Origin of the sequence: Sodalis glossinidius str. 'morsitans' (genome assembly GCF_000010085.1) — a bacterium.
GTDB lineage: Bacteria > Pseudomonadota > Gammaproteobacteria > Enterobacterales > Enterobacteriaceae > Sodalis > Sodalis glossinidius.
Genome location: NC_007712.1, coordinates 3,238,407 through 3,258,150, shown reverse-complemented (window position 1 = coordinate 3,258,150; position 19,744 = coordinate 3,238,407). Strand labels below are relative to the sequence as shown.

The window sequence follows — 19,744 nt, the reverse complement described above, 5'->3', positions numbered from 1 at the left end:
TGAAATAGATGAAAACCGCTCTAGAGGTGAAATTTCACCACGGGTCGGCGTTTTTATGCTGATCTTAACTGTCTTTGCTCGCTTGCTGATCAGCGAGTAGTCTGGGCATCTTAGCGGCAGCACCATCAGTTTAAATAGCCATATCTGCGTAGTGAAGCGGCCGGCCACGCCGTTCAGGCGTTGTTTTTTCCGTCCATGCAACAATTGCCGACTCATCCAGCCATATCGTCAGAGCCCCGCGCTGCTTGAGAGCTTTGTTGTAAGTGGACCAGTTGGTTATTTTAAACTTTTGCTTTGCCATGGAGTGCAGATGTTGAAATGACGGTAGTGATCTGAGCAGACAATCACCTAAAAGTTATATTTATTCAACAAAGCCACTATGCCACTGATCTTTATCAGGAATGTCCTAGTTTAGCGTCAGAATTTTATTATTAAGACTAGAGGATTGCGGCTGTGGCTGGATATATTTGATGTCAAAATTGTTGATGATATTGCCTGCCAGCTTGATTTGCATGGCGTTTTCTTTATTGACTCTGACATGAATAACATAATGGGTGTCAGTGGTATTGTGCGCAAAACGATCGTATTCCAGCTTAAGATTGCCCGAGGGGCTTTGTGTGGATGCATCGCTCATCAGGCCTTGTGAAAACAGTCCTAATGCCGCCAGCACCACGAATAAAAACAGCAAGAAGGTGCCCCAGCGCTGTAACCTCCAGGCGAGGCGCTGGAATGCCATATGTTCTTTGACCGGATATTGTCTACTGCGCTAATCATCGGATGATGATCGATTCTCCATGCTTATTACCTCAAACAGGTCTGCACTAGCATGTTTTCCTCGATACGCTTTGGCAAGTATAATAGATGTAAAAAAATGATATAGAGCAAATCGCTAATCCCCTGCGACCACAGTGGCGCGTTAAGGTCGGGGGTGCTAGGATGAAAGCGAATATGTTAGCTGGATAGAGGGAATCACGGTTGTGTTCAATGACAGAACAACCGGTGGCGTAATGCCAGACGGCCTGAAACGGCGCTAGCCATGGCGCAACGCCGTGGCTGCATAATGAGGAAACCCGCTATGCTGAATATTTTCGATTTTGTACGTTTTTTTCGTGGAAAAATGCATCACGCCCAGCATCCGGAGCCGGGCGATCCGGATCTTGTCGCGCGGTGGACGCCCTTGGCGGACGGTGGAATATTCGTGAGGTGGATGTCTGTATCACCCGGTTGCGGGTGACCGTTAAAGATTTAGCAAAAGTGAACAGCGACACCTTGCAAAGCCTGGGTGCGCTGGGCGTCGTGATTTTTGGCTATCAGGTGCAGGCCGTCTTCGGCAAGCGTTCCGACAATCTGAAGCGGGAAATGGAAGAGCGGTTTGGTTTGAATGAAACGGGGAGTTAATGTCTGACGCGCATGCTGCCTGCGCACAGACTTTGCGACTGGCTTTAATAAACCGGACCGCGGCTGCGTGGCGTGTTTACCCCGCGTGCGACGCCAGATTGGCGAACGTTTTCTCTATCGCATACTCCCCCGGATCTTTATGCCCGGAAAGATTGTTGCTGTTGAGATAGGCCGAACGGCCGGCGTTCGCCTTATCCATCGTGGCGGTGGCTTCGGCATCCGCCGCCTGCTGCAGGCTATCGCCGTCGGCCAACGCTTCCAGAGCCGGCTGCAACGCATCTATCAAGGTTCGATCGCCGCGCTCGGCGCCGCCATAGTGTTTCATCCGCTCCAGCCCGGCCAGCAGCGCTTGCGCGAACGGTTGGCCCTCCGCCACTTGCTGACCGGCGGCGGTAAAGAATATCGACATCAAAACGCCATTGGAGCCGCCCATGATGGTGGCCAGTTTGTCGCCAATGACCGTCAGCAGCGCTGCGGGGTCATCCTGCGGTAATTTCCCGTCACGGTTGAGCGCGGCGATTTCGCGCGCGCCGGCGGCGAAGGTAGTGCCGGTGTCCCTATAGCCGACCAAACTGTCCAGCCGATTAAGTTCATTTTCCAGCGCTTGCAGGGTGTCGGTGACGACATCAATCATGTTACCCGTGCGGGCGTTGACGGAGGGCTTGATGGATGTCGCCGCGCGGGGATTGTCGGCCTGTTGCCGTGTCAGCGGCTGCCAGCGCACCGCCGGTTGCCAACCGGCGGTTTCTACCTCGGAGAGCAGCGCGGTGGTAAGCGTCGCGTCCAGCGCCATAAGCGAGAGCGAAAAACCTTTCATGTCCAACGCGCTGACCAGCGGCGCGGCCCGATAAGATAGCTTAGGCGTTCACCCAGCGGCGAATGGACCAACTCCTTGGTCAGCACGCTTATCTCCAGGGGAGAGACGCCGCCCAGGTTATTGATAAGCGCCGCCACCGGCCCCGATGCGGGGAGATGGGCGCTGAGTTTATCCACCATGACCTGAATGAGCTCGCGGCTATTGACGGTGGGCAGCGTTTGGGCCCCCGGCTCGCCGTGAATACCCAGACCCAATTCGACGTGGCCGTCTTTGATACGCTATGCGCCGCCTTCCTCCTCCGGTAGATTACAGTCGGTCATCGCGACGCCGATGCTGGCGGTGGCGCCGATAGCCTTGCGTGCCAATGCAGTCACCTCCGCAAGCGTTAGCCCCTGCTCGGCCGCGTAACCGGCAATCTTATGGATGAGGGCGGTACCGGCGATGCCACGCGGCTGTTTATTATCGGGCAGAGAGATATCGTCATCCACTATGACCAGCTCTACCCGATAGCCCAGGCGTTTGGCTTTTTCCGCCGCTAGGCCGAAATTGAGCCGGTATAGTTTTTCACAATCAGCAGACAGCCCGCCTCGCCGGTAACGGCCAGAATAGCGCTTAGGACGGCATCGACGCTGGGCGAGGCGAAGATGTCGCCGCAAACCGCCACGGTCAGCATACCTTTACCCACAAAACCCACGTGGGCCGGTTCGTGCCCGGAGCCGCCACCGGAAATTAGCGCCACCCGATCCTTGCGCCATGCTTTGCGCACCACCACCCGGATAAACGGGTCCACATCGAGCTGGACGAGATTTTGCCAGCGGGAAGCGACAATGGTCCCTTCGATAGCATCATTGACCAGGGCGTTTCGGGTGTTCATAAAAAATTTGGACATAGGGCAAAGGCTTTTTTATGGATGAGCAGGTTAAGCCGCGGGTGCTGCCAGAGTCGCTACAGGGCAGGTTGGCGGCGGTGAATAAGTTGCAATTATAATTGATATGGCAGGTGGTGCAGTGATATGGCTGGCAGCCAAGGGCTGCATCGGTCGTGGCGCGACCCGGCGTTGCTCCCCGCCGGGGCAGGACGGGAAGCATCGGTACGGGATCTGTGGTCGGACGCCGCGGAAGGCCGTTAATCGGGCAGGGTGATCGCCAACGTGCTGATATTAACCGGCGCCTCAGTACGCAGAGAGCGATTAGCGGCGATACCGGTCATAATCGACAGCGCGCCATCGAGAAAGCCCGCGGCGCGCTGAAGCGGATCGTCCGCTGGCGCGCCAAACAAGTCGTTAAGTATCACCTGGTCGCCGCCGCCGTTCACGTAGGATTTTTCCACCAGTTTCATCTCCAGTCTTCCCCGGCTGCCGTTGAACACGACGTTAAGTCCTTCCCAGGGAAGGTAGGCGTTAAGTGGATAGGTCATGATAGCACGGTTTTTGTAGCGCACCATGACACCCAATACGTCCTCGATGCTGATGCCATCGTCGAATACGCTTTTATCGCGGTAATAACCATCATCATGCTCCGCTTCCAGATAGAGGGCGCGCAGGATCGGACTTTGGTGGCAGCGGGCGTAGAACTCCGTAACGCCGCGCTGCTCGGCATTGGCCCGCCCGTAGAAGCGGAGATCACCTTGGGCATAAACCGTCTGCGGTTCGCTGCCCAGCCAGAAATTGACCAAATCAAAATGGTGGGTAGATTTATGCACCAGTAATTCACCGCTGTTGTGTTTGTCGCGGTGCCAGCGGCGGAAATAATCGGCGCCGTGCTGGGTATTGAACAGCCACTCAAAATGCACCTAAAACACATCGCCGATGGTACCGGCCGCCAGCAATTCACGGATTTTGCTGTGGTGCGGCGCGTAGCGATAGTTGAAGGTGACGCGTAATTGCCTGCCGGTGCGCCGGATGGCATCCACTATAGCCTGGCATTTTTCTTCATCTATGTCATTGGCTTTTCGCTGACCACATCGCAGCCCAGCTCCATTGCCCGCACGATACAATGATGGTGGGTGCGATCGACAGAAGTGACGATAACCACCTCCGGCCGTGTTTCGGCGATCATGCGATCAAACTCCTGCGCCTGATAGAGCGGCACCGGCGCATGTCCGTGTTTGCCGATGAGGCGGTTGGCGTAGTCCATTCTGACGCGGTTGGTGTCACAGAACGCCACCCAGCGCGCCCGATCGCGGAAATAGGTCGCGATGGCGTTGATATACAGGCCGGCGCGCCCGCCGGTGCCGACTAACGCATACTTTTTCATTTCCTACCTCTTGATGTTTATGATGAGCCGTCATGTCATTGACAGCCTTAGCGGGATAGTTCTATGTTGGCCGTTCTTGACGCCGCACTTATCAACGGGAGGACAGCGTGCCGCAACGTTTGCTGGAGGTGAACACGCCTCTCATCTGGCACTGGCCGCATGCGCTGTCGCTGCTGGAAACACTTGAGCGTTACCGCTTTACCGGGCTTATCATTCATCAGTAAAATATGTTGGCGCCCCCTTTGCCCTATTACCAGGGCGCGGATCGCAGCAATCTGTATCACGAGCGCGAAAGCGCGCTGTACTATCTCCAGCGTATCGGGCGACTCTGTCGGCAGCGGCGGCTCACACTGTGGCTGTAGGGGGAGGCGTTCCCCAATGACGGTAAGCTGGCCCATCAATATCCCGAGCTGCGCCTGATGGACGCCGCCGCCCAGGGACAACGGTTTTTGCAGCATTTTTATCAGGCGATTGTTAGCGCCACCCTGGCGATGTTGCCGGACGTCAGCGGCGTTATTCTTAGCCTGCAAACGCCGGAATTTCATCCGCAGCAGTGGCACGCTTCTCTGGATGCGCTTTATAGTCAGCTGCTGCGGCAGAATAAAAAGCTGGTGTTGCGCGACTACACCGATTACGATTGGTCGCGGCGCCAGTTGCAAAGCACCTTGGCGCAGATGCCGGCGGATGTGCGCGCGCAAAATCTGGATTGACATCGATTTGTGGGGTATCGATTACGGCTGGACATTGCTGCCCTGCCTGTTGATTGATGAGCTGCAGGGCAGACTCAGCTGGGCGCAGTCGGTCGCCGGCGATCGGCTGGAGACCATCACCACCCGCATCGATTGGGAATGGATCCACAACGGTCCCCTGCTGGGATCTATCAATGAAGGCAATCTTTACGGCCTGGCGCGCATTGCAGGCGGGGATGTGCCGGACGCCTTATCTTCTGGGCTGGGTGATGCACCAGCATAGCCAACTGCCGGCGGATATCGATACCGCCCTGCGCCTGCTGCATTCCGACAGCTGCAGCGCCAACTGGCGTCAGTCGTTTCAGGCGCTGTTGCCGCGTGAAGATGAGCCGACGGGCCGCGCGCAGCTGGAATTGATGCAGCTCGAACAACAGCAGAATCTTTTTTTGGCCGAATATCTGTACACCCAGGCGCAAGCCCTGGGGCGCGCTGGTGATATACCGGCGGCGTTCGCCGAGGTTTTGTGTCACGCTTGGGCTGCGGCCGTCCGCTATACCCGTCTGTTCGGTCATGCCCGCCAGGTCATCAGTTTGCGGTGGTATCTGAATCAATACGGCGAGGATCCTGCCCGTCTGGGGCATCTAATCACTGCCATTGATGCAGCACAGCATTATGCGGAAAAGACCAGCCTCTGGCTGGCAGAAGAAGACGTGAATGTCGCGCATAACCTTCCCCTGTTGCTGGATCCCTCTCGCCTTGGCCTGCTGGCCGAAAGCTGTCGGCAACCGGCTGACGCAATTTTGTAATGCAGTAATGCTAAAAGCGCGACGAAGAATTTGAAGCGATATTTTGAAATCAATAGGGGACGAGGGGAGATAAATCCGTGGAAGCGTGATAGGCATTGCAATTCACGCTAAAAACCTGTGATTTATATCACATGCTAAGTTAAAAAATGTGTGATCGAGAAGGCACGGCGCGGAAAGAAAGGTGACCTAGATCACAGCGGGGAGGTGATGCCCGAACGCCGGGCCGTCAGCAGCTATCGCGGAGAAAGCTTTGACACCATCCATTGTCGGCGTACGTTAAAAACAGTGTTTCACTGGATTGCCGGCACTCAGTTTCCGACAAGATGTGCAGATAAAGTTCCGGCTCACTTTCCTCCAGCCGCGATCCGACAAAGAGGGCGCGCAGCGAGACATCTGCCACCCGCGGGAGACCGGTTTCACCGCGCTCCCAGCGCTCAATCACCTCGCTTTGCACCCCCATCACCGACGCCAGTTCATGGACGCTCATGCTCATTTCACGGCGTAGAAAATGAATTTCATGACAGGATAAAAGGTTACGTCTATTGATGAGTAATTTTGCCAGCACCTGATGCAGGGCAGGTTTGTCCTCTATTTCTATCTGTATGCGCACTGCGTGCTTCTCACAGCGGTAGCCGTTGGTCAGCCAAACGGTTTCCAAACCACAATCAGTGTAATGATGCATAAACATTCCTTGTAAAAGCCGATCCCGTGGACTGATGACTTATAAAGAACTCTGCCGGTGTTGGCAATAGAGGTCCGTTTAACGTTTGTAGCAAAATGCCGTGGTGTGGAAACGGCGCTTGGACAAGACTTGGCACAGCCTCAGGTACTCAACGAGGGCGTAGTGAAGACGTTGGCAAGGGACGTTGTGCGTATTGCCATTGAGTGGGGTGAAAGCGTTGGCGCAGGTCACGGGTAAACTAGACAGCATGCCACCGACGGGATGGCTCAGTATGAGAAGGCTGTAGGTGACAGGGGCGCTCAACGAATGTGCAAGCGTGTATACTTTGACCACATTTGATAACGTCAACCACAATAATATTTCATTATTATTGTGGTTGTGGGCCATTTTACTATGATGCCAACATGCACTCCGCCCTACAGCCAGCACATAGAGGACGTCAAGATGATACTTAACGCATTCCAGTTAACGGGCAAAATCGCGCTGATCACGGTCTGTAATACGAGACTTGGGCAGGTGATGGATATCGCCCTGGCGGAGGATGGCTGCGATATCATCGGTGTGAATCGCAGTGAACCTGACGAGACGGCGGCGCGAATGAAAAGCCTCGGCAGGCGGTTTTATGGGATTAACGCCGATTCAAGCGATACCGCCGCGATCCCCGATATTCTCAGCTAAGCGCTGGCCCAGGCGGGGAGAATCGATATATTGGTCAACAACGCGGGCATCATTCTGCGCCAGGATGCCATTGAGTTTACCGAGCAACAGTGGGATGCGGTTATGGATCTCAATATCAAATCCCTCTTCTTTTTGTCGCAGGCGGTGGCGCGGCAGTTTATTCGTCAGGGTGACGGCGGCAAAATCATCAATATCACCCCCATTTTGGCACTAATAAAAACAAACATTTTCATAAAAATCAGTAATTTATATAACTGTAATTGCGTGCTTAAAACGAACATAGCGTGTACGTTTGGGTCAATTTGTGGATCATCAAAAAGGTACTTGACTGCTGCGATACCTAAACCGAGAGCGGTAAATACAATCCCTGCCAATCTGTTGATGAATAGTGGAGAATTCTTTGTGAAAAGCGCCAAACTCCTTGTTGATCAAGCCAAATTCTTTATTGATTTCAGCTTTAAGAGAGAGCAAATCACTTTTGGTTGAAAATTCCTCAGAGCGGGTAGTAAGCTTTGTCAAATCCATTTTGATCTCGACTACATCAGCCTCTAAGCGCTCAACTCGTTTTTCTAGTCTGTCCTGCATGCTTCCTCCTCCTCCTCCTCCTCCTCCTCCTCCTCCTACCCCATTACCATGTCTGATTATAGTCTCATTGCTTCGCCGTATATCACTATCACCCACTAGATATAATGAAAAATCCATTTCCATTATTTTACCTCGCACACTTTTTCAAGATTTTCAAGCCATTGTAAAACAGCGATAGAACGATAAAGGCTAAGGTGACCACAGTTCAAACAATGTACTTGATAGTAGCTTTTTATCAGACCGGATAGGCAGCTTTCATCACCCCAAGTTAGATATGAAACATAAGAATTTATTAAAGCGTCTTTCTTCTCAGCTACCGGTAAACTGTTAAAATTAGCTACGAATTTTTTACTCTGCAAGAGTCTTCTTTCAGGAACCGTCAACTCGTCAGAACCACATGAAGGGCAACAAAAAGAAACACCTTTCTCAGCAAGAAACTTACGGAAAAGTACTGAGGTGACTTGCATAAGAGTTTGTTTATAATTAGCTAATTTTTTATTTTTGCGTTCTTTAGCTTCTTTATTCAGTTGCTCTTCAAGAAACTTACGCATAAGAAAATTGTGGAGTTCCTCTTCGGTTGGTTTCTTAGCTTTGATTATTGTTGATTCTCCAAAGGATTAAATCTGACGGCACTTCTAAATAATCAGGTGCAAAATGCGCATAAACCATCGTTTGTAAAATACTTGAATGTCCCAAAATTCTTTGCAGGGCCAGTATGTTCCCTCCATTCATCATAAAGTGACTGGCAAAGGTATGGCGCAAAACGTGCACTGCTTGACCTGCTGGAAGGTTGGGGGCGATTTCTTTAATGCAGTCTCTTACATATCGATAGTTGAGATTTGCAAATAGCCGGCCGTTCTGAATACTGTCTCTGATTTGAGCACAAAGTTCAGTGGAAATGAAAACTGCCCTGTTTTTGTTGTTTTTTGTATTGAGATAGGTAACCTTGTTTCCTATTACCTCTTCACGCCGAAGTTTGAAAACCTCTCCCCAACGAGCTCCAGTTGCCAAGCAAAGCTTTGCGGCTTTAAGGTTATCTCCCTCTAATCTAGCGAGTAATGTGTTAATTTCCTCACGAGTTAAGAACCCCATTTCTTGAACTGGTAGCTTGATTTTTTTCATTTCTTTGAGTGGGTGCTCGCCATGGTAATGTCCTAACTCAATCAGAACGGAGAATACTGCTCCTAATTTTTCTTGATCGAGATTAATGGTTTTTGCCTTTTTTCCTTCAGCAAGGCGTAGCACTCGATAGTCAGAGAATGAAGCTTTTGTAATTTGTCTGGCTTTGGGGTTTCCCATTTTAGCCGCCATTACTCGCAACTTATGCACCGTCTTTAGGCCATCTTTAAGGTTTTGGCCGTGATGTTGAAACCAGAGTTCTATCAATTCTGTTAGTGCTCGTTGGTCAGCAGGTTTTTCCACCCAATCTTTATTGTTTTGTGTCGCAATTATCCAGCGTTCAAATTGCTGTGCCTCTACCTTGGTTTTGAATTTTTTGCGAACGCGCCTACCCTGCCGACTTTGCGGGCGAACATCTACCATGTACCCTTCGCCGTTGAGAGGTTTAATGCTCATTGCACAAGATCTCCTACCGTCACCATTCCACCTTTGCCCCAAGATTTTTTGAGCCAGTAAGCAGTTAACCAGCCTCTTGAAGTTTTTGGGATCTGGATGTGCTTGCGTGCCCATCAGGTGAGAGAGCTGGGTCAATTTGCCCGGATTCTGGAGCTATGCTTCCCGTCATTAACCACAGCGTGTACTTGGTAAATCGTGGATGATTTGTCACTTTATCTAAAATCAATGCACCAACACCTTTTACTCCTGATTCATAGTTCTTGATTGTTCCTAGGCCAATCCCCAGAGCTTCGGCAAATTCGCTTTGCGTCATGCCCTCTGCTTGTCTTATCACTTTAAGTTTTTTTGCATGCGGCATTGATAAGATCACCATAAGGATCCTATCCTCTGCGTTAGGTCACCTATGGGTGACATTTAGTAACGTTAAACTGCGTGATCTTAAAGGGTACCATTATGGGCAAAAACCGACAAAAAAAGCTTATGCATGTGAGAGTGGAGGATCTCCCATCTGACTATCCCTATGGTGACATTTTGGAAGAGTCAATCTCCGACTATGCGAGACGCATCGGGAAAAATAAGCATACGGTTCGTACCCGTGCCGATGTTGGTGACCTTCCCATTCTTCAAACCAGGCCTGGGGCAAAGCGGCGCGTAAATCTTTACGCTATTTACTTGAATGCTAAACGTTACTTCGAGAGGATGGGCAAGTGAAAGGTAAATGCGCCCTGCAAGGTTTTGTATGAAAGATATTTTGCTTATTGCGCACTACATGATCGTTCTTGGTGCCATTGGTTTCATGCTCTATGTGTTCTTCAACAGACTAATAGACATCATTCAGCAAAAACGTGCCGACGACATGCGCAAAGCCTATCAGGCCCGCAAGGCAGCGTTGAACGCCAAGCTCGCCAACGTTTGTAGGAGAAAGCCAATGCAACCGGCCTACGCCACATTGATAAATGAACTTGTGCAGGAATACCACACCAAGCGGGCAAACCTCCGCGCGGCGACAGCCACGCCGCCCGAGTTGCAGCAACAGCTAGACGACGATTACGCCTACCGGCTGAGTATTGGTCTGGAGGATGCCTTAGAAGATGCCTATTCCGCCGGAGACATCGACAGCGCCAGGCAAATAGACCGCGTTATTCGGCGGTTTTACACCGGTCAAGGGGTAGTCTATGCAGCGTGATAGCCTGAGTACTGCGCAAGATCCTTTCGAGGCGAACTCAGGACCGGGCCATGTTGTTACCTGCACAAAGTTTACGCGAGGTGGCGGCGTTATTAGCTGTGAATACCGAGCGGAAGACAATGACAGCAACACTATTGACGCGAGTCATTATGCTGCGGGGATCATTAAAAGTCTGGGGTGCGTTAATGACGACCTTCTTTGTCAAGAAATTCATGCTCATGCTCGGCGACATAAACAGCGCCTTGAAGATCAGCGATTAGCTTTTTTATCTGAGGAATAGTCAGGGCTGTCAATATTTCATCGGCAGGCGGTAACGGATTTTTACTGGATTGATAAGAAAAGCGTAGCGCATAAGCCTGACCGATGTACCTGGAATCAGCCTCAAAGATAACGAATGACTTAGCAAAGTTGAATTTATCTTCAATGCTCATGTTTATTATCTCCTTTTTGTGGGTGGTGATCATGCCCGTGTTCCGCTCAGAACATGACGGACATGGTGAGATTACCACAGAACCATGCGCCGGGCATGGCTAAAACCCGGCCATATTTTATTAACGCGAGGGTTAACATAAATGAGCGAAAAAAGTCGAAACAACGAGGCTGGCAGAATCCATGTCACTGAATTCCATCGTAGATATTTCAAAGATGGTCGTTATGTGGGAGCGCTTAAAACCAGTGGTTTTGGTTCTGCACCAGAAACACGTGAGGAATAAATCATGATATTGCAAGATTTATGGTGGATGGATTATTTGGTACCGGTACTCCTGTTACTTATTGCGCTGCCACTCTCCCTCTATGCAGTCATTATCGATATCAGGGAAAGCAGGCAGCGCAAAGATGACCAGATACGCGCCAAAGCCCACCGAAAACATGCGGCAAGGCATGTCAAAAAAGTTTATCGGGGATAAAAAGGAGTCGGTCATGAATCATTTTTATGCCGACTATATGAATGAAGCATTACGACATTATTATGTTGACTGCGCGAATAAACCGGAAAAGAGGCTGGTCTATTTTCGTATTCATGGCACATGAAATACGCGAAATTTATCAGATCGCCTTTTTCATCGGGGATAGTGGAAGTGTAGAGGCATTAAAGCCCGCACTTAAATCCCTGGCATTAGGCGATGTCCCCGGGCCGATATTGCCGAAGGAGGTGCAGCGTTATGTTATGCTGTCCTGTTCAAGCAGCTGCTAAAAATACCTGTCACCATTAAGGATTTTTATTATGAATACCGACGATATGGCCCGTATTCTCTATCATGTATTGCCCGCCATGCAAAATGATTTTTCTATTCGGGCACAGGATGATTACACCTATTTTTATGTTGATCCACAACAGTCTTACGCACAGGCATTTATTGCCGGAATAGAAAAGGATTTGAGGCGGCGCATAAAGTGGTTAATGGAGAATCACACTGATGGCTTAGTGCCACAATAATTTATTACCCGCCATTAAAGTGAAATAAAAAAGGCGCAGGGCGCTAGGGCTTCATACGGCCTGAATAAAGGAGAACTTACCATGACTGAAATAATCCATTCCCGTCAGGACGGCGCGCCGGGTCGCTACCGCCATCCGCCATCCGCCATCCGCCAAAATTTGGCGAATCTGAGTATCTGAATATTGGTGCGGAAGCCAGAAAAAACGAACTTGCTCATACGCTTGCGGTGATACGCACCATGCTGAAATCGAAACGCGAACGTGGGCTGGCGCCAGAAAAAATACTGGATGAACTGCTCGCCTGGATGCCCCGGCATTTATCGAAGCTTGACACGCATGAGGGGCCGAAGCCATGAACCACCTGATGATAGACATTGAAACCCTCGGCGTTCGCGGAAGTCGATACGGCGTTGTGGTGGTTACGTCAGGATGCACAAGCGCGCGCCGAACTGATTATTGAACCGCGCTCTTCTGCGCGAGATGCCCTGAATGACATCAACGCCAGCCAGATACCCGCTGGCCGCAAGCACCTGAATATCTGGTGCAAGGGAGGCAACTTTGACGTGGTGATTATAAGCGCCGCCTTTGAGCGCCATGGCCTGCCCATCCCCTGGCATTACTGGCGGGTGCGGGATATGCGCACTCTGCAATGTCTGGCACAGGCAACCGGCTGCTCGCCCGCGCGCCAGACCCTGAAGCACCACTCCCTTGAGGATGCCTGCTATCAGGCGCAGGTGGTGGCAGAAATCTGGCAGCGTCATTCCGACGCTTTTATCGAACATTGCTGAGGACATGCAGATGAAACCTATCCTGAAATGGGCGGGCGGCAAGTCTCGCCTGATGCCCCGCTTGCGCCCCTTCCTGCCGGCGGCTGACTGTCTGGTCGAACCTTTTGTCGGCGGTGCCTCGGTTTTCCTCGCTACTGACTACCCTCGCTATGTGCTGGCAGACATTAACCCGGACCTTATCAATTTCTACCAGGCGGTTGTTGATAGCCCGGAAAGCGTCATACAGGCAGCGCTGCCGCTGTTCAGGCACGCTAACACTTCTGTTGACTATTTTCGTTACCGCACCAATTTTGCCCAATGGCGAGCGACCAGGGGCATTAAACGTGCCGCCGTGTTCCTTTACCTCAATCGCCATGGCTACAACGGCCTGTGCCGCTACAACCTGCGTGGCGAATTTAACATCCCGTATGAACATTACAAAAAGCCCTATTTCCCCGCCGCAGAAATCCGCCTGTTCGCCGAAAAGGCGCGCGATACCCATATCCGGTTTGTCTGCCTGCCCTTTGAGGAAACACTGGCGCTCCATGTAGATGAGCACTACGCAGTGTATACCGACCCGTCTTATTTCCCGCCTGAAGACAGGGACGGCTTCACCGGTTATTACATCACGCCGTTGAGGAAATGCGCCTTACCGAGCTTCGCCGCGAGGACACTCTCCTGGCGAAAAAGCAGGTTGACGACCAGCTGGAAACGGTGAGTTCCAGTATTTACTGGCGCTTTGACCAGCGCGAAAAGCAAAAGGGCTTTGACAGCGCCCGCCGCTGGCTAACCGAGTCCGTGGTTAAGGTGATGTTGCCGCGCATTGCGTGTGCAAACGCCGGCTACCGCCTGAATGAAATAGCAGACGACGATTTCCGGGCGCTGTTTGGCGACCGCGCAACCCAATCCCCCCAGCATAATGGCGTGGTGGCCTTTTTACGCCTGCGCACCCAGCGTCAGCGTCTGCCCGACCTGGACAGTCATGCGCTCAAGTCCCTGGCGAACGACGCCGCCCATGTTGCCGCCACGGAAGTGGCCCGCCTGACCCACGCGCAGTGCGATAAAAGCGAATGGCGCATCGTCTATGACCACCTGGCCCACATTGTTCATCTGCTGGGCCTACAGCCGCCGCTCTGGCGCAAGCTAGAAAAATGTTTTGTTCCCTTTGATGCCCAACCGGCCATCAGACGAATGTGTGATGCGCGGTGGTGGCTGAACAGCCTGCGCCGTACCGCCAACGAGTGGCGCAAATGCATGGCGCTGGAAGATGGAGAGGGTAACCGTATCAGCCTGATGGATGGCTATGCCGCCAGCCAGGCCAATCCCGCCATCCGACACACTGAGCTGATGGTACGACTACAGGGGTATGAAGATATCGCCAATGAACAGGGCTATATTGGCGCATTTGTAACTGTTACAGCCCCCTCAAGCCATCACGCCACGCTGGAAAATGGGCGCGTTAACCGTAAATGGAACGGGGACAGCCCGGCAGACACCCAGCGCTACCTTAATGGCGTCTGGACTTGCGCCCGCGCCAAATGCCATCGCCAGAAGCGGCGCTTTTTCGGTATGCGTGTCGCCGAGCCGCATCATGACGGCGCGGTAGAAATCTATAGTTCAGGTTTTCACACCTGCGAATATCCGCTTGATGTCTTTAATTACGACGAGCCTGCAAATCATCGTTTTGCCGAGGTTGAAGTATTCGGCGATATCGCCCATGGAGCGAGAGGCAGCAAACTCGCCAGTAGCACAATTACCATCAAGAAGGCGCTGTCCCTCCACCAAATGGTTGGCCGCGCCGTCGAGTGCATAGCGAGTAAAATTGATAAGTCCGCAGAACGGACTATCGTTGAAGGCGACGGGTCCGCCGCCACCAACACCGGCCACCGGTCGACGGCAGACGTTAGCGGCATCGGATCGGTTGCCGCGTCTCTCGGCGCGCAGGGTAAGGCTAAAGCCGCTGAGGGCAGCGCAATCGTACTGTGCTACCGCAATGATGAGGGCGACATTATCCACATCCGCGCCAGCAAGATTGGCGACAACGGCGTGAAACCGGATACCTGGTATGTGCTTAATGCAAACGGCGAATTTGAAGAGGCCGGTGATTGAGCCCTGGGGAGCCATTTACGACGCCTTGCCGTGCGTTCCTTTAAACCAACATTTCCTGTTAAACCGAACGCCCATTCAATACTTATTAAGAGGTCATCATGCGAATTTACATTGCCGGTCCTATGACCGGAAAACCCGATTTCAACCGGACAACTTTTTCCCTGGCCGGCTATCCGCTCAGGGCGCTATTCCACTCAATCCCACCATGCTACCGGATGGTCTTTCCGAGGCTGACTGCATGCGCATCGGCCTGGCCATGTTGCAATGCACCGACGGAATTTACCTGCTGGACGGCTGGCAGGACAGTGCGGGTGCCTGTGCTGAAGTTGCCTTGGCTAAAAAGCTCGGATTGGCGTGCCTCTCTCAGACGGCACACGCTGCCATACCTAGGGCCGATTTTACAAGCGTCAACGAGGTTTCCGGCTAGAAGGGAATGACTTTTGAAGAGGCTTTCAAACGCTGCAGGATGCAGCATGCTGAGGTACTGAAAAGGCTTGCGGATAACTAAAATCACTCGTCGTTTCCAGTCCGCTGCCATCGTGATTTCTGGCTGCACAAAAGTGCACAATTTTTACCACCCCCGAAAACCCGTCTCGGGCCAGTACTGGCGCGGCGTCTCCCCCTCTGCATAGGTGCACAAAAAAGCCCCCTTTTTGCGCGCTGAGGGGTTTTGGCGGCAAGAAACCCTGCGTGCACTTACCGACGAAAAAGGCGAAAAAATACGCCGCCGCGGCACTGCACGGCGTTAAATTTTCATTGGCGGGAGGTTATCGTGTTTTTACATGTGCCTTGCTTGGTGGGCTGTTCAGGGGTTAACGAGAATGGCTATTTTTGTTTGAGTGAATTTTTGGTGCGGGCCAGACGTTTTAGACAAGATCAGGGTTCGATCTCTGAAATCGTCTTAACATGCTTTATTTGTCGTTTTCTGAGATTTCCCCTTATTGTTTCAACCTTCTATCAATAAACATTAAATTAATTTAATAAAAATCATAAATAATATATATTGATAGTTATAATAATTATTATCGTTGTTAGACACACTCATAAAAGTTAAATGTAATTTATAGTAAAGGATATGTGATATGATTATTGGCGTAATTAGTGATATACACCAGAATGGTAAGCGTGAGAATGATATACTTGAGGTGTCATTGAAAAATATGGTAAATAATGGAGCCACAGCATTAATTATGGCCGGTGATATTGGTGATTATCATAGAGATAGAGAAAAGGCTCTTTCAATTATAACAAATTGTTTCCCAAGTGATTTTCATAATCACATGATGCTTATGTTGGGTAATCACGATGTGAGAACAGGAGCTAAACCAGATCAATCTTTAGACCCGGATTTGGTTGGTTTATATCACAAACATTTAGATAAATTTGGCATTAAATACTATGATAATATGATGTGTATTGATGCTTGGTTTAATGAATATCATGTTTTATGCTTGAATACCGATCTCGGTCTTAAAGATAAAATGTATTTGAATGATAATTCAATAAGATGGCTAAAAGAAAAGTTAGCTGAAAATAGCGACATCCATAAACCAATTTTTGTTGTCACACATCAACCATTTAACTCCTCTCATTGGAGAGCAGGCCTCTTTGGTGGTTTCGGCGATCAGGATGAAATCCTAAAGGAATTATTCAACGAATATCCGCAAATCATCATGCTGAACGGCCATATACATAATGGTTTTGGAGTAATTGAATTTATTCAACGCCCTTTTGGTACACTGGTTGAAATTCCAAGTTTGACGAAAGGAGAAAATGGAGTTAAATCAGATGGTCCTGGTTGGTTAATAAAAACAAGTCGTGAATCACTAGTTTTTGAAGCATGGGATTTCTTTAACAACAAGAGATTAGACCAATATGACCAGACTATCAATCTCCCTCAATTATCGGTTTTGGCTAGAGAGCTAACTGAATTAGAGAGAAATGACCGAAATGACCTGTTGACCAATGCGTCAATATTAATGAACAAAAAATATCTTAACGATATGCCTGATGGCAACAATACCGTTAAAGAACAAAATTATTACAAAATTGATAAAATATATGATCAAAAAACCTGGCTTAAAATTGATGAATTACGGCATGAAATCATTGATTATTTAGATGAAAAATCATTCCATACTTTTCCCATAATTAATGGAAAAGATATAACCGAAGAGGCGTTGCGCAACGCATTAAATGAACAAAATCATATAATCATTAAGATGTATGATGGCGGATGGGCATCTAAAATTTTTATTCCTTCAGTTGTAGAAGAAAACAAAATAATAAAAATTGCCACGAACGCAGGCTATCAGACACACGTCTATTACGATAACAAAGAGGTGGTTCTCAATAGAGGGGATGCCTTGACGCTAACCACCAAAGTGATTTGGCATGAGTTATGAGCGTCTGATTATTAAGTCTTACTTGCTCCCAGCGCATCCAGCAGGGCATAAGACTTAAAGCGGATAACCTCCTGCCCCAGCCAGCCATTGAGGGAGAGCAGGCTTTCCATCACCGGTGTCAGTTCATTGATGGCAAAGACCTTCGCTGCCTTCTCTACGTCCCGAAATTACTGCTGCTGTTGGGGATAATCCCCATCAGCTGCGGCGGGACGCGATGCATGGCCAGCATATCGTCGCGCGTCGCGTCCTTGATGTTCATAAATTCATCTTTGGCTGCAATCTGGCTAAAAGGTTTTATCTGGATGCCGTCCTTTGAACCGCTACCGTATGTAAAAACACATTCCTGAAGGCCCCGTTGCCACGGGCACTGCTCAGGGCCTGCTCCAGTTTTTTGGCCCCTTCCGGATCTGCCAGCGCGTCCGTCAAATGGACCAGCACTCCGGCATGGCTGCCGTTCTCAAAGAAGCGGGTACGAAACAGCGTGGCCACCTGACTCAGGCTGGCGGACACCAGTCCTGCCAGATATTCCGGTAGCCCGTAAATTTCCTGATGAATATCCGGGTTCATCAGATGAAATACGCTGTCGGGGGCAAACTCATGCTCTTCCATCCAGCTTTTCACAAACCAGTAGCGCCCTGCCTGCTCACCGCGCCGCATATATTTGGCGGGCGTGCGGATTAACCGGATTACCTGTCCCAGCCGGTTACGCCTGGCTTCCAGATAGGCATTGCCAAACACCAGAAAATCCAGCACAAGCGCTTTCATATCATCATGCGTCAGCAGCAGGTGTGGCTCAACGCAGCTTATGATCACATTGCATTTAAAAAACAGCGGCGACTGGTGATAGACCGCCGAGGAAAATGCCCGCGCCAGTCCGTCAAAGCTGATGGGCGGCTCATACCAGTGCCCGCTTCAGTGCCGGGGAATACTGCAGGCACTGGGCCGCCGGAAAGAACTTACGCACCAGTGACCAGACCGCTTCACCGGCACCGGTACCGTCAATACCGATAAACTGGACCTGATAGCGCCGGGTTATCAGCCGGATGGCTTCTGCCTGCTGCTCAAACTCCAGGCCGCGTAACTGCTGGCGCTCCACGATACGAAAGGTGCCGCCGGCGACCTGTGGCGGAGCCAGCACCACCAGACCTCCGCTATCCCCCTTGCCGCCGCTGCCGGTCGGATCGTACCCCAGCCATACCGGGCGATCGCCCAGCGGGCGCGGCGCGAAGGGTTGCCAGTCTGGCCAGACGTTTTTGTTGTAGCCATCGACGGCGCAGCGCAGCAGTGCATCATAGTCGAACGCGGATTCGCCCCTGCGCACAAATTCACACATAAACAGATTGGCAAATTCGTCCGGTCTGTACTCGGCCATCAACGCATTGATATCAACGCGATCATACCCCTGGTCGATGGCATCGCGCAGGGTCACACGTTGTCGCCAGAGGTTATCTCCCCCCCCCCCCCAGCGATCGCCGTGAGCCAGTCTCACTGCATACCCTGACGGCGCACCGCTACCGCTGTGAGCAAACCAATTTCGATACCTTCCTGTCGTATACGCAGATTGATGCCTGGAGCGGCCACCCGCAGTTTCATCAGATGATAAGCGACCAGATCGCCCGCCAGGAGGCGAATGACCGGCTGATGGTGGGCTTCAACGGCACTTCTCGCGCCGCGAAGTCGGACCGGGCCAAACATCCGCTGCTGCAGGACACCAAGAAGGGCTGGTTACAGCACCTGCGTGAGGACGCGCCACAGCGCATCATGAAGGGGATCACCCTGACTCAACGCGATGAAGACGGCAAGATTGTCGCCAAAGGCAAATATGCCCACCTCGACGCCTTGGTGTATGACGCCCTTACCTCCCTGCTTAAAACGCTGGCGTACACCCTGAGAAACAGGGCCGCCGACGGGGACAGCGCCGAGGCATTGTCACTGCTGCAACAGGCCTTGCGCCTGCACAGCGGTAATCGAGGTCAAGCGGGATATCGAAGTGCTTGATCGCCAGTTGAAAAAAGCCGCTGAGTCGACACCGGCCAGCAAGACGACGAAACGCACACCGGCGGGACGAAAACGCGCCGCCGAGTGCCGGGCCTTACTGGAGCGCGACTGGGCAACGTTTTCCCGTGTGGTTGACCGTGCCGTCAGCGTACCGATGAGCGATTACCAGCGGGCGGTGCTGGTCTCCTTTAGCTACAACGTCGGTGCCGCCGCGTTTGAGCACTGGTGCATTTTTCGAGGGAGGCTTTTGAGGACGCCACCGGCGTCAGAAGACGCGTAGACCAGTCCCACACCTGGCTGATAGAGTGACCAATACCGTCAAAGACCGGGGCCAGAGGCGTAAAGACCGCCATAAA

22 protein-coding genes and 6 pseudogenes are annotated in these 19,744 nt (G+C 51.3%); 17 read left to right on the top strand and 11 right to left on the bottom strand.

Translation table 11 applies throughout. The features are described 5' to 3' along the window. Nucleotides 1–21 precede the first annotated feature (21 nt). Together SGP1_RS30160 and SGP1_RS17385 are read right to left on the bottom strand one after the other, a co-directional pair. Nucleotides 22–301 (bottom strand): annotated as a pseudogene (locus tag SGP1_RS30160) (transposase); the annotation flags it as partial. A gap of 105 nt (nucleotides 302–406) precedes the next feature. Then, nucleotides 407–736 (bottom strand): hypothetical protein, encoded by a 330-nt coding sequence (locus tag SGP1_RS17385; RefSeq protein WP_041867155.1) that lies wholly within the window; start codon nucleotides 734–736, stop codon nucleotides 407–409. Between the two features lie 317 nt (nucleotides 737–1,053). Here SGP1_RS17385 and SGP1_RS17380 point away from each other — a divergent pair, with 317 nt between their 5' ends. Next, nucleotides 1,054–1,398: a glucose PTS transporter subunit EIIB gene (locus tag SGP1_RS17380; protein ID WP_070108786.1), complete on the top strand. Its 345-nt coding sequence runs from the start codon at nucleotides 1,054–1,056 to the stop codon at nucleotides 1,396–1,398. A gap of 76 nt (nucleotides 1,399–1,474) precedes the next feature. On the opposite strand, the pseudogene SGP1_RS17375 reads toward SGP1_RS17380, so the two are convergent. Both SGP1_RS17375 and SGP1_RS17370 read right to left on the bottom strand, forming a co-directional pair. Continuing rightward, nucleotides 1,475–3,104: pseudogene (locus SGP1_RS17375) on the bottom strand (dihydroxyacetone kinase subunit DhaK). Between the two features lie 236 nt (nucleotides 3,105–3,340). Further along, a pseudogene (locus SGP1_RS17370) lies at nucleotides 3,341–4,470 on the bottom strand (Gfo/Idh/MocA family protein). Nucleotides 4,471–4,697: 227 nt separating this feature from the next. On the opposite strand from SGP1_RS17370, the gene SGP1_RS35305 reads away from it, so the two are divergent. Genes SGP1_RS35305 through SGP1_RS17350 form a run of 4 tightly spaced genes read left to right on the top strand, consistent with a single transcriptional unit; the run spans nucleotide 4,698 to nucleotide 5,965 of the window. Then, nucleotides 4,698–4,832: a hypothetical protein gene (locus SGP1_RS35305; RefSeq protein ID WP_279379407.1), complete on the top strand. Its 135-nt coding sequence runs from the start codon at nucleotides 4,698–4,700 to the stop codon at nucleotides 4,830–4,832. A 57-nt stretch (nucleotides 4,833–4,889) separates the two neighbouring features. Next, entirely contained in the window at nucleotides 4,890–5,180 is a 291-nt protein-coding gene (locus tag SGP1_RS17360; protein WP_041867153.1) for a hypothetical protein, read from the top strand. Next, a complete protein-coding gene (locus SGP1_RS17355; RefSeq protein ID WP_041867152.1) occupies nucleotides 5,155–5,442 on the top strand; it encodes a hypothetical protein in 288 nt (95 codons plus the stop codon). Before SGP1_RS17360 ends, SGP1_RS17355 begins: the two co-directional genes overlap by 26 nt. After that, on the top strand, nucleotides 5,354–5,965 hold the full coding sequence (locus SGP1_RS17350; RefSeq protein ID WP_158302425.1) for a hypothetical protein: 612 nt from the start codon (nucleotides 5,354–5,356) through the stop codon (nucleotides 5,963–5,965). Before SGP1_RS17355 ends, SGP1_RS17350 begins: the two co-directional genes overlap by 89 nt. Nucleotides 5,966–6,191: 226 nt before the next feature. Here the strand turns inward: SGP1_RS17350 and SGP1_RS17345 are convergent, their stop codons facing one another. Continuing rightward, entirely contained in the window at nucleotides 6,192–6,647 is a 456-nt protein-coding gene (locus SGP1_RS17345; RefSeq protein WP_050747787.1) for a transcriptional regulator, read from the bottom strand. Nucleotides 6,648–7,091: 444 nt separating this feature from the next. Here SGP1_RS17345 and SGP1_RS34220 point away from each other — a divergent pair. Next, nucleotides 7,092–7,535: pseudogene (locus SGP1_RS34220) on the top strand (SDR family NAD(P)-dependent oxidoreductase); the annotation flags it as partial. Between the two features lie 497 nt (nucleotides 7,536–8,032). Here the strand turns inward: SGP1_RS34220 and SGP1_RS28120 are convergent. The 3 genes and pseudogenes from SGP1_RS28120 to SGP1_RS17330 form a co-directional block, all read right to left on the bottom strand. Beyond that, entirely contained in the window at nucleotides 8,033–8,461 is a 429-nt protein-coding gene (locus tag SGP1_RS28120; RefSeq protein ID WP_083764881.1) for a hypothetical protein, read from the bottom strand. 44 nt (nucleotides 8,462–8,505) lie between these two features. Beyond that, a pseudogene (locus SGP1_RS17335) lies at nucleotides 8,506–9,485 on the bottom strand (phage integrase). A 64-nt stretch (nucleotides 9,486–9,549) separates the two neighbouring features. Continuing rightward, nucleotides 9,550–9,858: a helix-turn-helix domain-containing protein gene (locus SGP1_RS17330; protein WP_041867151.1), complete on the bottom strand. Its 309-nt coding sequence runs from the start codon at nucleotides 9,856–9,858 to the stop codon at nucleotides 9,550–9,552. An 80-nt stretch (nucleotides 9,859–9,938) separates the two neighbouring features. On the opposite strand from SGP1_RS17330, the gene SGP1_RS17325 reads away from it, so the two are divergent. Together SGP1_RS17325 and SGP1_RS28115 are read left to right on the top strand one after the other, a co-directional pair. Further along, nucleotides 9,939–10,196, top strand: coding sequence for a hypothetical protein (locus tag SGP1_RS17325; RefSeq protein ID WP_050747784.1), 258 nt, complete (start codon nucleotides 9,939–9,941; stop codon nucleotides 10,194–10,196). 28 nt (nucleotides 10,197–10,224) lie between these two features. Next, nucleotides 10,225–10,671: a hypothetical protein gene (locus SGP1_RS28115; protein WP_148203567.1), complete on the top strand. Its 447-nt coding sequence runs from the start codon at nucleotides 10,225–10,227 to the stop codon at nucleotides 10,669–10,671. A 182-nt stretch (nucleotides 10,672–10,853) separates the two neighbouring features. On the opposite strand, the gene SGP1_RS17315 is transcribed toward SGP1_RS28115, so the two are convergent. Next, nucleotides 10,854–11,102 carry a hypothetical protein gene (locus SGP1_RS17315; protein WP_148203362.1) on the bottom strand — a complete coding sequence of 83 codons (249 nt, stop codon included), beginning with the start codon at nucleotides 11,100–11,102 and terminating at the stop codon, nucleotides 10,854–10,856. A 285-nt stretch (nucleotides 11,103–11,387) separates the two neighbouring features. Here SGP1_RS17315 and SGP1_RS30155 point away from each other — a divergent pair, with 285 nt between their 5' ends. The 7 genes and pseudogenes from SGP1_RS30155 to SGP1_RS17270 all read left to right on the top strand — a co-directional run bounded on the left by SGP1_RS30155 (nucleotide 11,388) and on the right by SGP1_RS17270 (nucleotide 17,390). Then, nucleotides 11,388–11,579, top strand: a complete 192-nt coding sequence (locus SGP1_RS30155; protein ID WP_148203361.1) for a hypothetical protein — start codon at nucleotides 11,388–11,390, stop codon at nucleotides 11,577–11,579. Between the two features lie 317 nt (nucleotides 11,580–11,896). Beyond that, the gene (locus SGP1_RS17305; protein WP_041866620.1) at nucleotides 11,897–12,109 is read left to right on the top strand and encodes a hypothetical protein; all 213 of its coding nucleotides are present in this window, start codon (nucleotides 11,897–11,899) and stop codon (nucleotides 12,107–12,109) included. Nucleotides 12,110–12,483: 374 nt separating this feature from the next. Continuing rightward, the gene (locus tag SGP1_RS17295) at nucleotides 12,484–12,897 is read left to right on the top strand and encodes a 3'-5' exonuclease (protein ID WP_050747399.1); all 414 of its coding nucleotides are present in this window, start codon (nucleotides 12,484–12,486) and stop codon (nucleotides 12,895–12,897) included. Between the two features lie 10 nt (nucleotides 12,898–12,907). Further along, complete coding sequence (locus SGP1_RS28110) at nucleotides 12,908–13,594, top strand: Dam family site-specific DNA-(adenine-N6)-methyltransferase (RefSeq protein WP_011410445.1); 687 nt, start codon at nucleotides 12,908–12,910, stop codon at nucleotides 13,592–13,594. Continuing rightward, nucleotides 13,519–14,985: a replication endonuclease gene (locus SGP1_RS31525; protein WP_173340356.1), complete on the top strand. Its 1,467-nt coding sequence runs from the start codon at nucleotides 13,519–13,521 to the stop codon at nucleotides 14,983–14,985. Before SGP1_RS28110 ends, SGP1_RS31525 begins: the two co-directional genes overlap by 76 nt. 98 nt (nucleotides 14,986–15,083) lie before the next feature. Next, nucleotides 15,084–15,412, top strand: a pseudogene (locus SGP1_RS17275) (DUF4406 domain-containing protein). A 655-nt stretch (nucleotides 15,413–16,067) separates the two neighbouring features. Continuing rightward, complete coding sequence (locus SGP1_RS17270) at nucleotides 16,068–17,390, top strand: metallophosphoesterase family protein (protein WP_011410444.1); 1,323 nt, start codon at nucleotides 16,068–16,070, stop codon at nucleotides 17,388–17,390. 294 nt (nucleotides 17,391–17,684) lie between these two features. On the opposite strand, the gene SGP1_RS34215 is transcribed toward SGP1_RS17270, so the two are convergent. Then, complete coding sequence (locus SGP1_RS34215) at nucleotides 17,685–18,155, bottom strand: phage portal protein (protein WP_243466081.1); 471 nt, start codon at nucleotides 18,153–18,155, stop codon at nucleotides 17,685–17,687. Nucleotides 18,156–18,285: 130 nt separating this feature from the next. After that, nucleotides 18,286–18,879 carry a hypothetical protein gene (locus SGP1_RS17260; RefSeq protein ID WP_083764665.1) on the bottom strand — a complete coding sequence of 198 codons (594 nt, stop codon included), beginning with the start codon at nucleotides 18,877–18,879 and terminating at the stop codon, nucleotides 18,286–18,288. Between SGP1_RS17260 and SGP1_RS17255 the strand changes: the two genes are divergently transcribed. Beyond that, nucleotides 18,879–19,388, top strand: coding sequence for a P2 family phage major capsid protein (locus tag SGP1_RS17255; RefSeq protein WP_083764664.1), 510 nt, complete (start codon nucleotides 18,879–18,881; stop codon nucleotides 19,386–19,388). The genes SGP1_RS17260 and SGP1_RS17255 overlap by 1 nt on opposite strands. Further along, nucleotides 19,381–19,668, top strand: a complete 288-nt coding sequence (locus tag SGP1_RS30150; RefSeq protein WP_050747395.1) for a glycoside hydrolase family protein — start codon at nucleotides 19,381–19,383, stop codon at nucleotides 19,666–19,668. The genes SGP1_RS17255 and SGP1_RS30150 overlap by 8 nt, the downstream gene beginning before the upstream one ends. Nucleotides 19,669–19,744 lie beyond the last annotated feature (76 nt).

Bases quoted from the DNA above. Each gene is read 5' to 3' on its own strand.
- SGP1_RS17385 (WP_041867155.1), bottom strand. From the start codon at position 736: ATGGCATTCCAGCGCCTCGCCTGGAGGTTACAGCGCTGGGGCACCTTC.
- SGP1_RS35305 (WP_279379407.1), top strand. From the start codon at position 4,698: ATGTTGGCGCCCCCTTTGCCCTATTACCAGGGCGCGGATCGCAGCAAT.
- SGP1_RS17360 (WP_041867153.1), top strand. From the start codon at position 4,890: ATGGACGCCGCCGCCCAGGGACAACGGTTTTTGCAGCATTTTTATCAG.
- SGP1_RS17355 (WP_041867152.1), top strand. From the start codon at position 5,155: ATGTGCGCGCGCAAAATCTGGATTGACATCGATTTGTGGGGTATCGAT.
- SGP1_RS17350 (WP_158302425.1), top strand. From the start codon at position 5,354: ATGAAGGCAATCTTTACGGCCTGGCGCGCATTGCAGGCGGGGATGTGC.
- SGP1_RS17345 (WP_050747787.1), bottom strand. From the start codon at position 6,647: ATGCATCATTACACTGATTGTGGTTTGGAAACCGTTTGGCTGACCAAC.
- SGP1_RS28120 (WP_083764881.1), bottom strand. From the start codon at position 8,461: ATGCGTAAGTTTCTTGAAGAGCAACTGAATAAAGAAGCTAAAGAACGC.
- SGP1_RS17330 (WP_041867151.1), bottom strand. From the start codon at position 9,858: ATGGTGATCTTATCAATGCCGCATGCAAAAAAACTTAAAGTGATAAGA.
- SGP1_RS17325 (WP_050747784.1), top strand. From the start codon at position 9,939: ATGGGCAAAAACCGACAAAAAAAGCTTATGCATGTGAGAGTGGAGGAT.
- SGP1_RS28115 (WP_148203567.1), top strand. From the start codon at position 10,225: ATGAAAGATATTTTGCTTATTGCGCACTACATGATCGTTCTTGGTGCC.
- SGP1_RS17315 (WP_148203362.1), bottom strand. From the start codon at position 11,102: ATGAGCATTGAAGATAAATTCAACTTTGCTAAGTCATTCGTTATCTTT.
- SGP1_RS30155 (WP_148203361.1), top strand. From the start codon at position 11,388: ATGATATTGCAAGATTTATGGTGGATGGATTATTTGGTACCGGTACTC.
- SGP1_RS17305 (WP_041866620.1), top strand. From the start codon at position 11,897: ATGAATACCGACGATATGGCCCGTATTCTCTATCATGTATTGCCCGCC.
- SGP1_RS28110 (WP_011410445.1), top strand. From the start codon at position 12,908: ATGAAACCTATCCTGAAATGGGCGGGCGGCAAGTCTCGCCTGATGCCC.
- SGP1_RS31525 (WP_173340356.1), top strand. From the start codon at position 13,519: ATGCGCCTTACCGAGCTTCGCCGCGAGGACACTCTCCTGGCGAAAAAG.
- SGP1_RS17270 (WP_011410444.1), top strand. From the start codon at position 16,068: ATGATTATTGGCGTAATTAGTGATATACACCAGAATGGTAAGCGTGAG.
- SGP1_RS34215 (WP_243466081.1), bottom strand. From the start codon at position 18,155: ATGAAAGCGCTTGTGCTGGATTTTCTGGTGTTTGGCAATGCCTATCTG.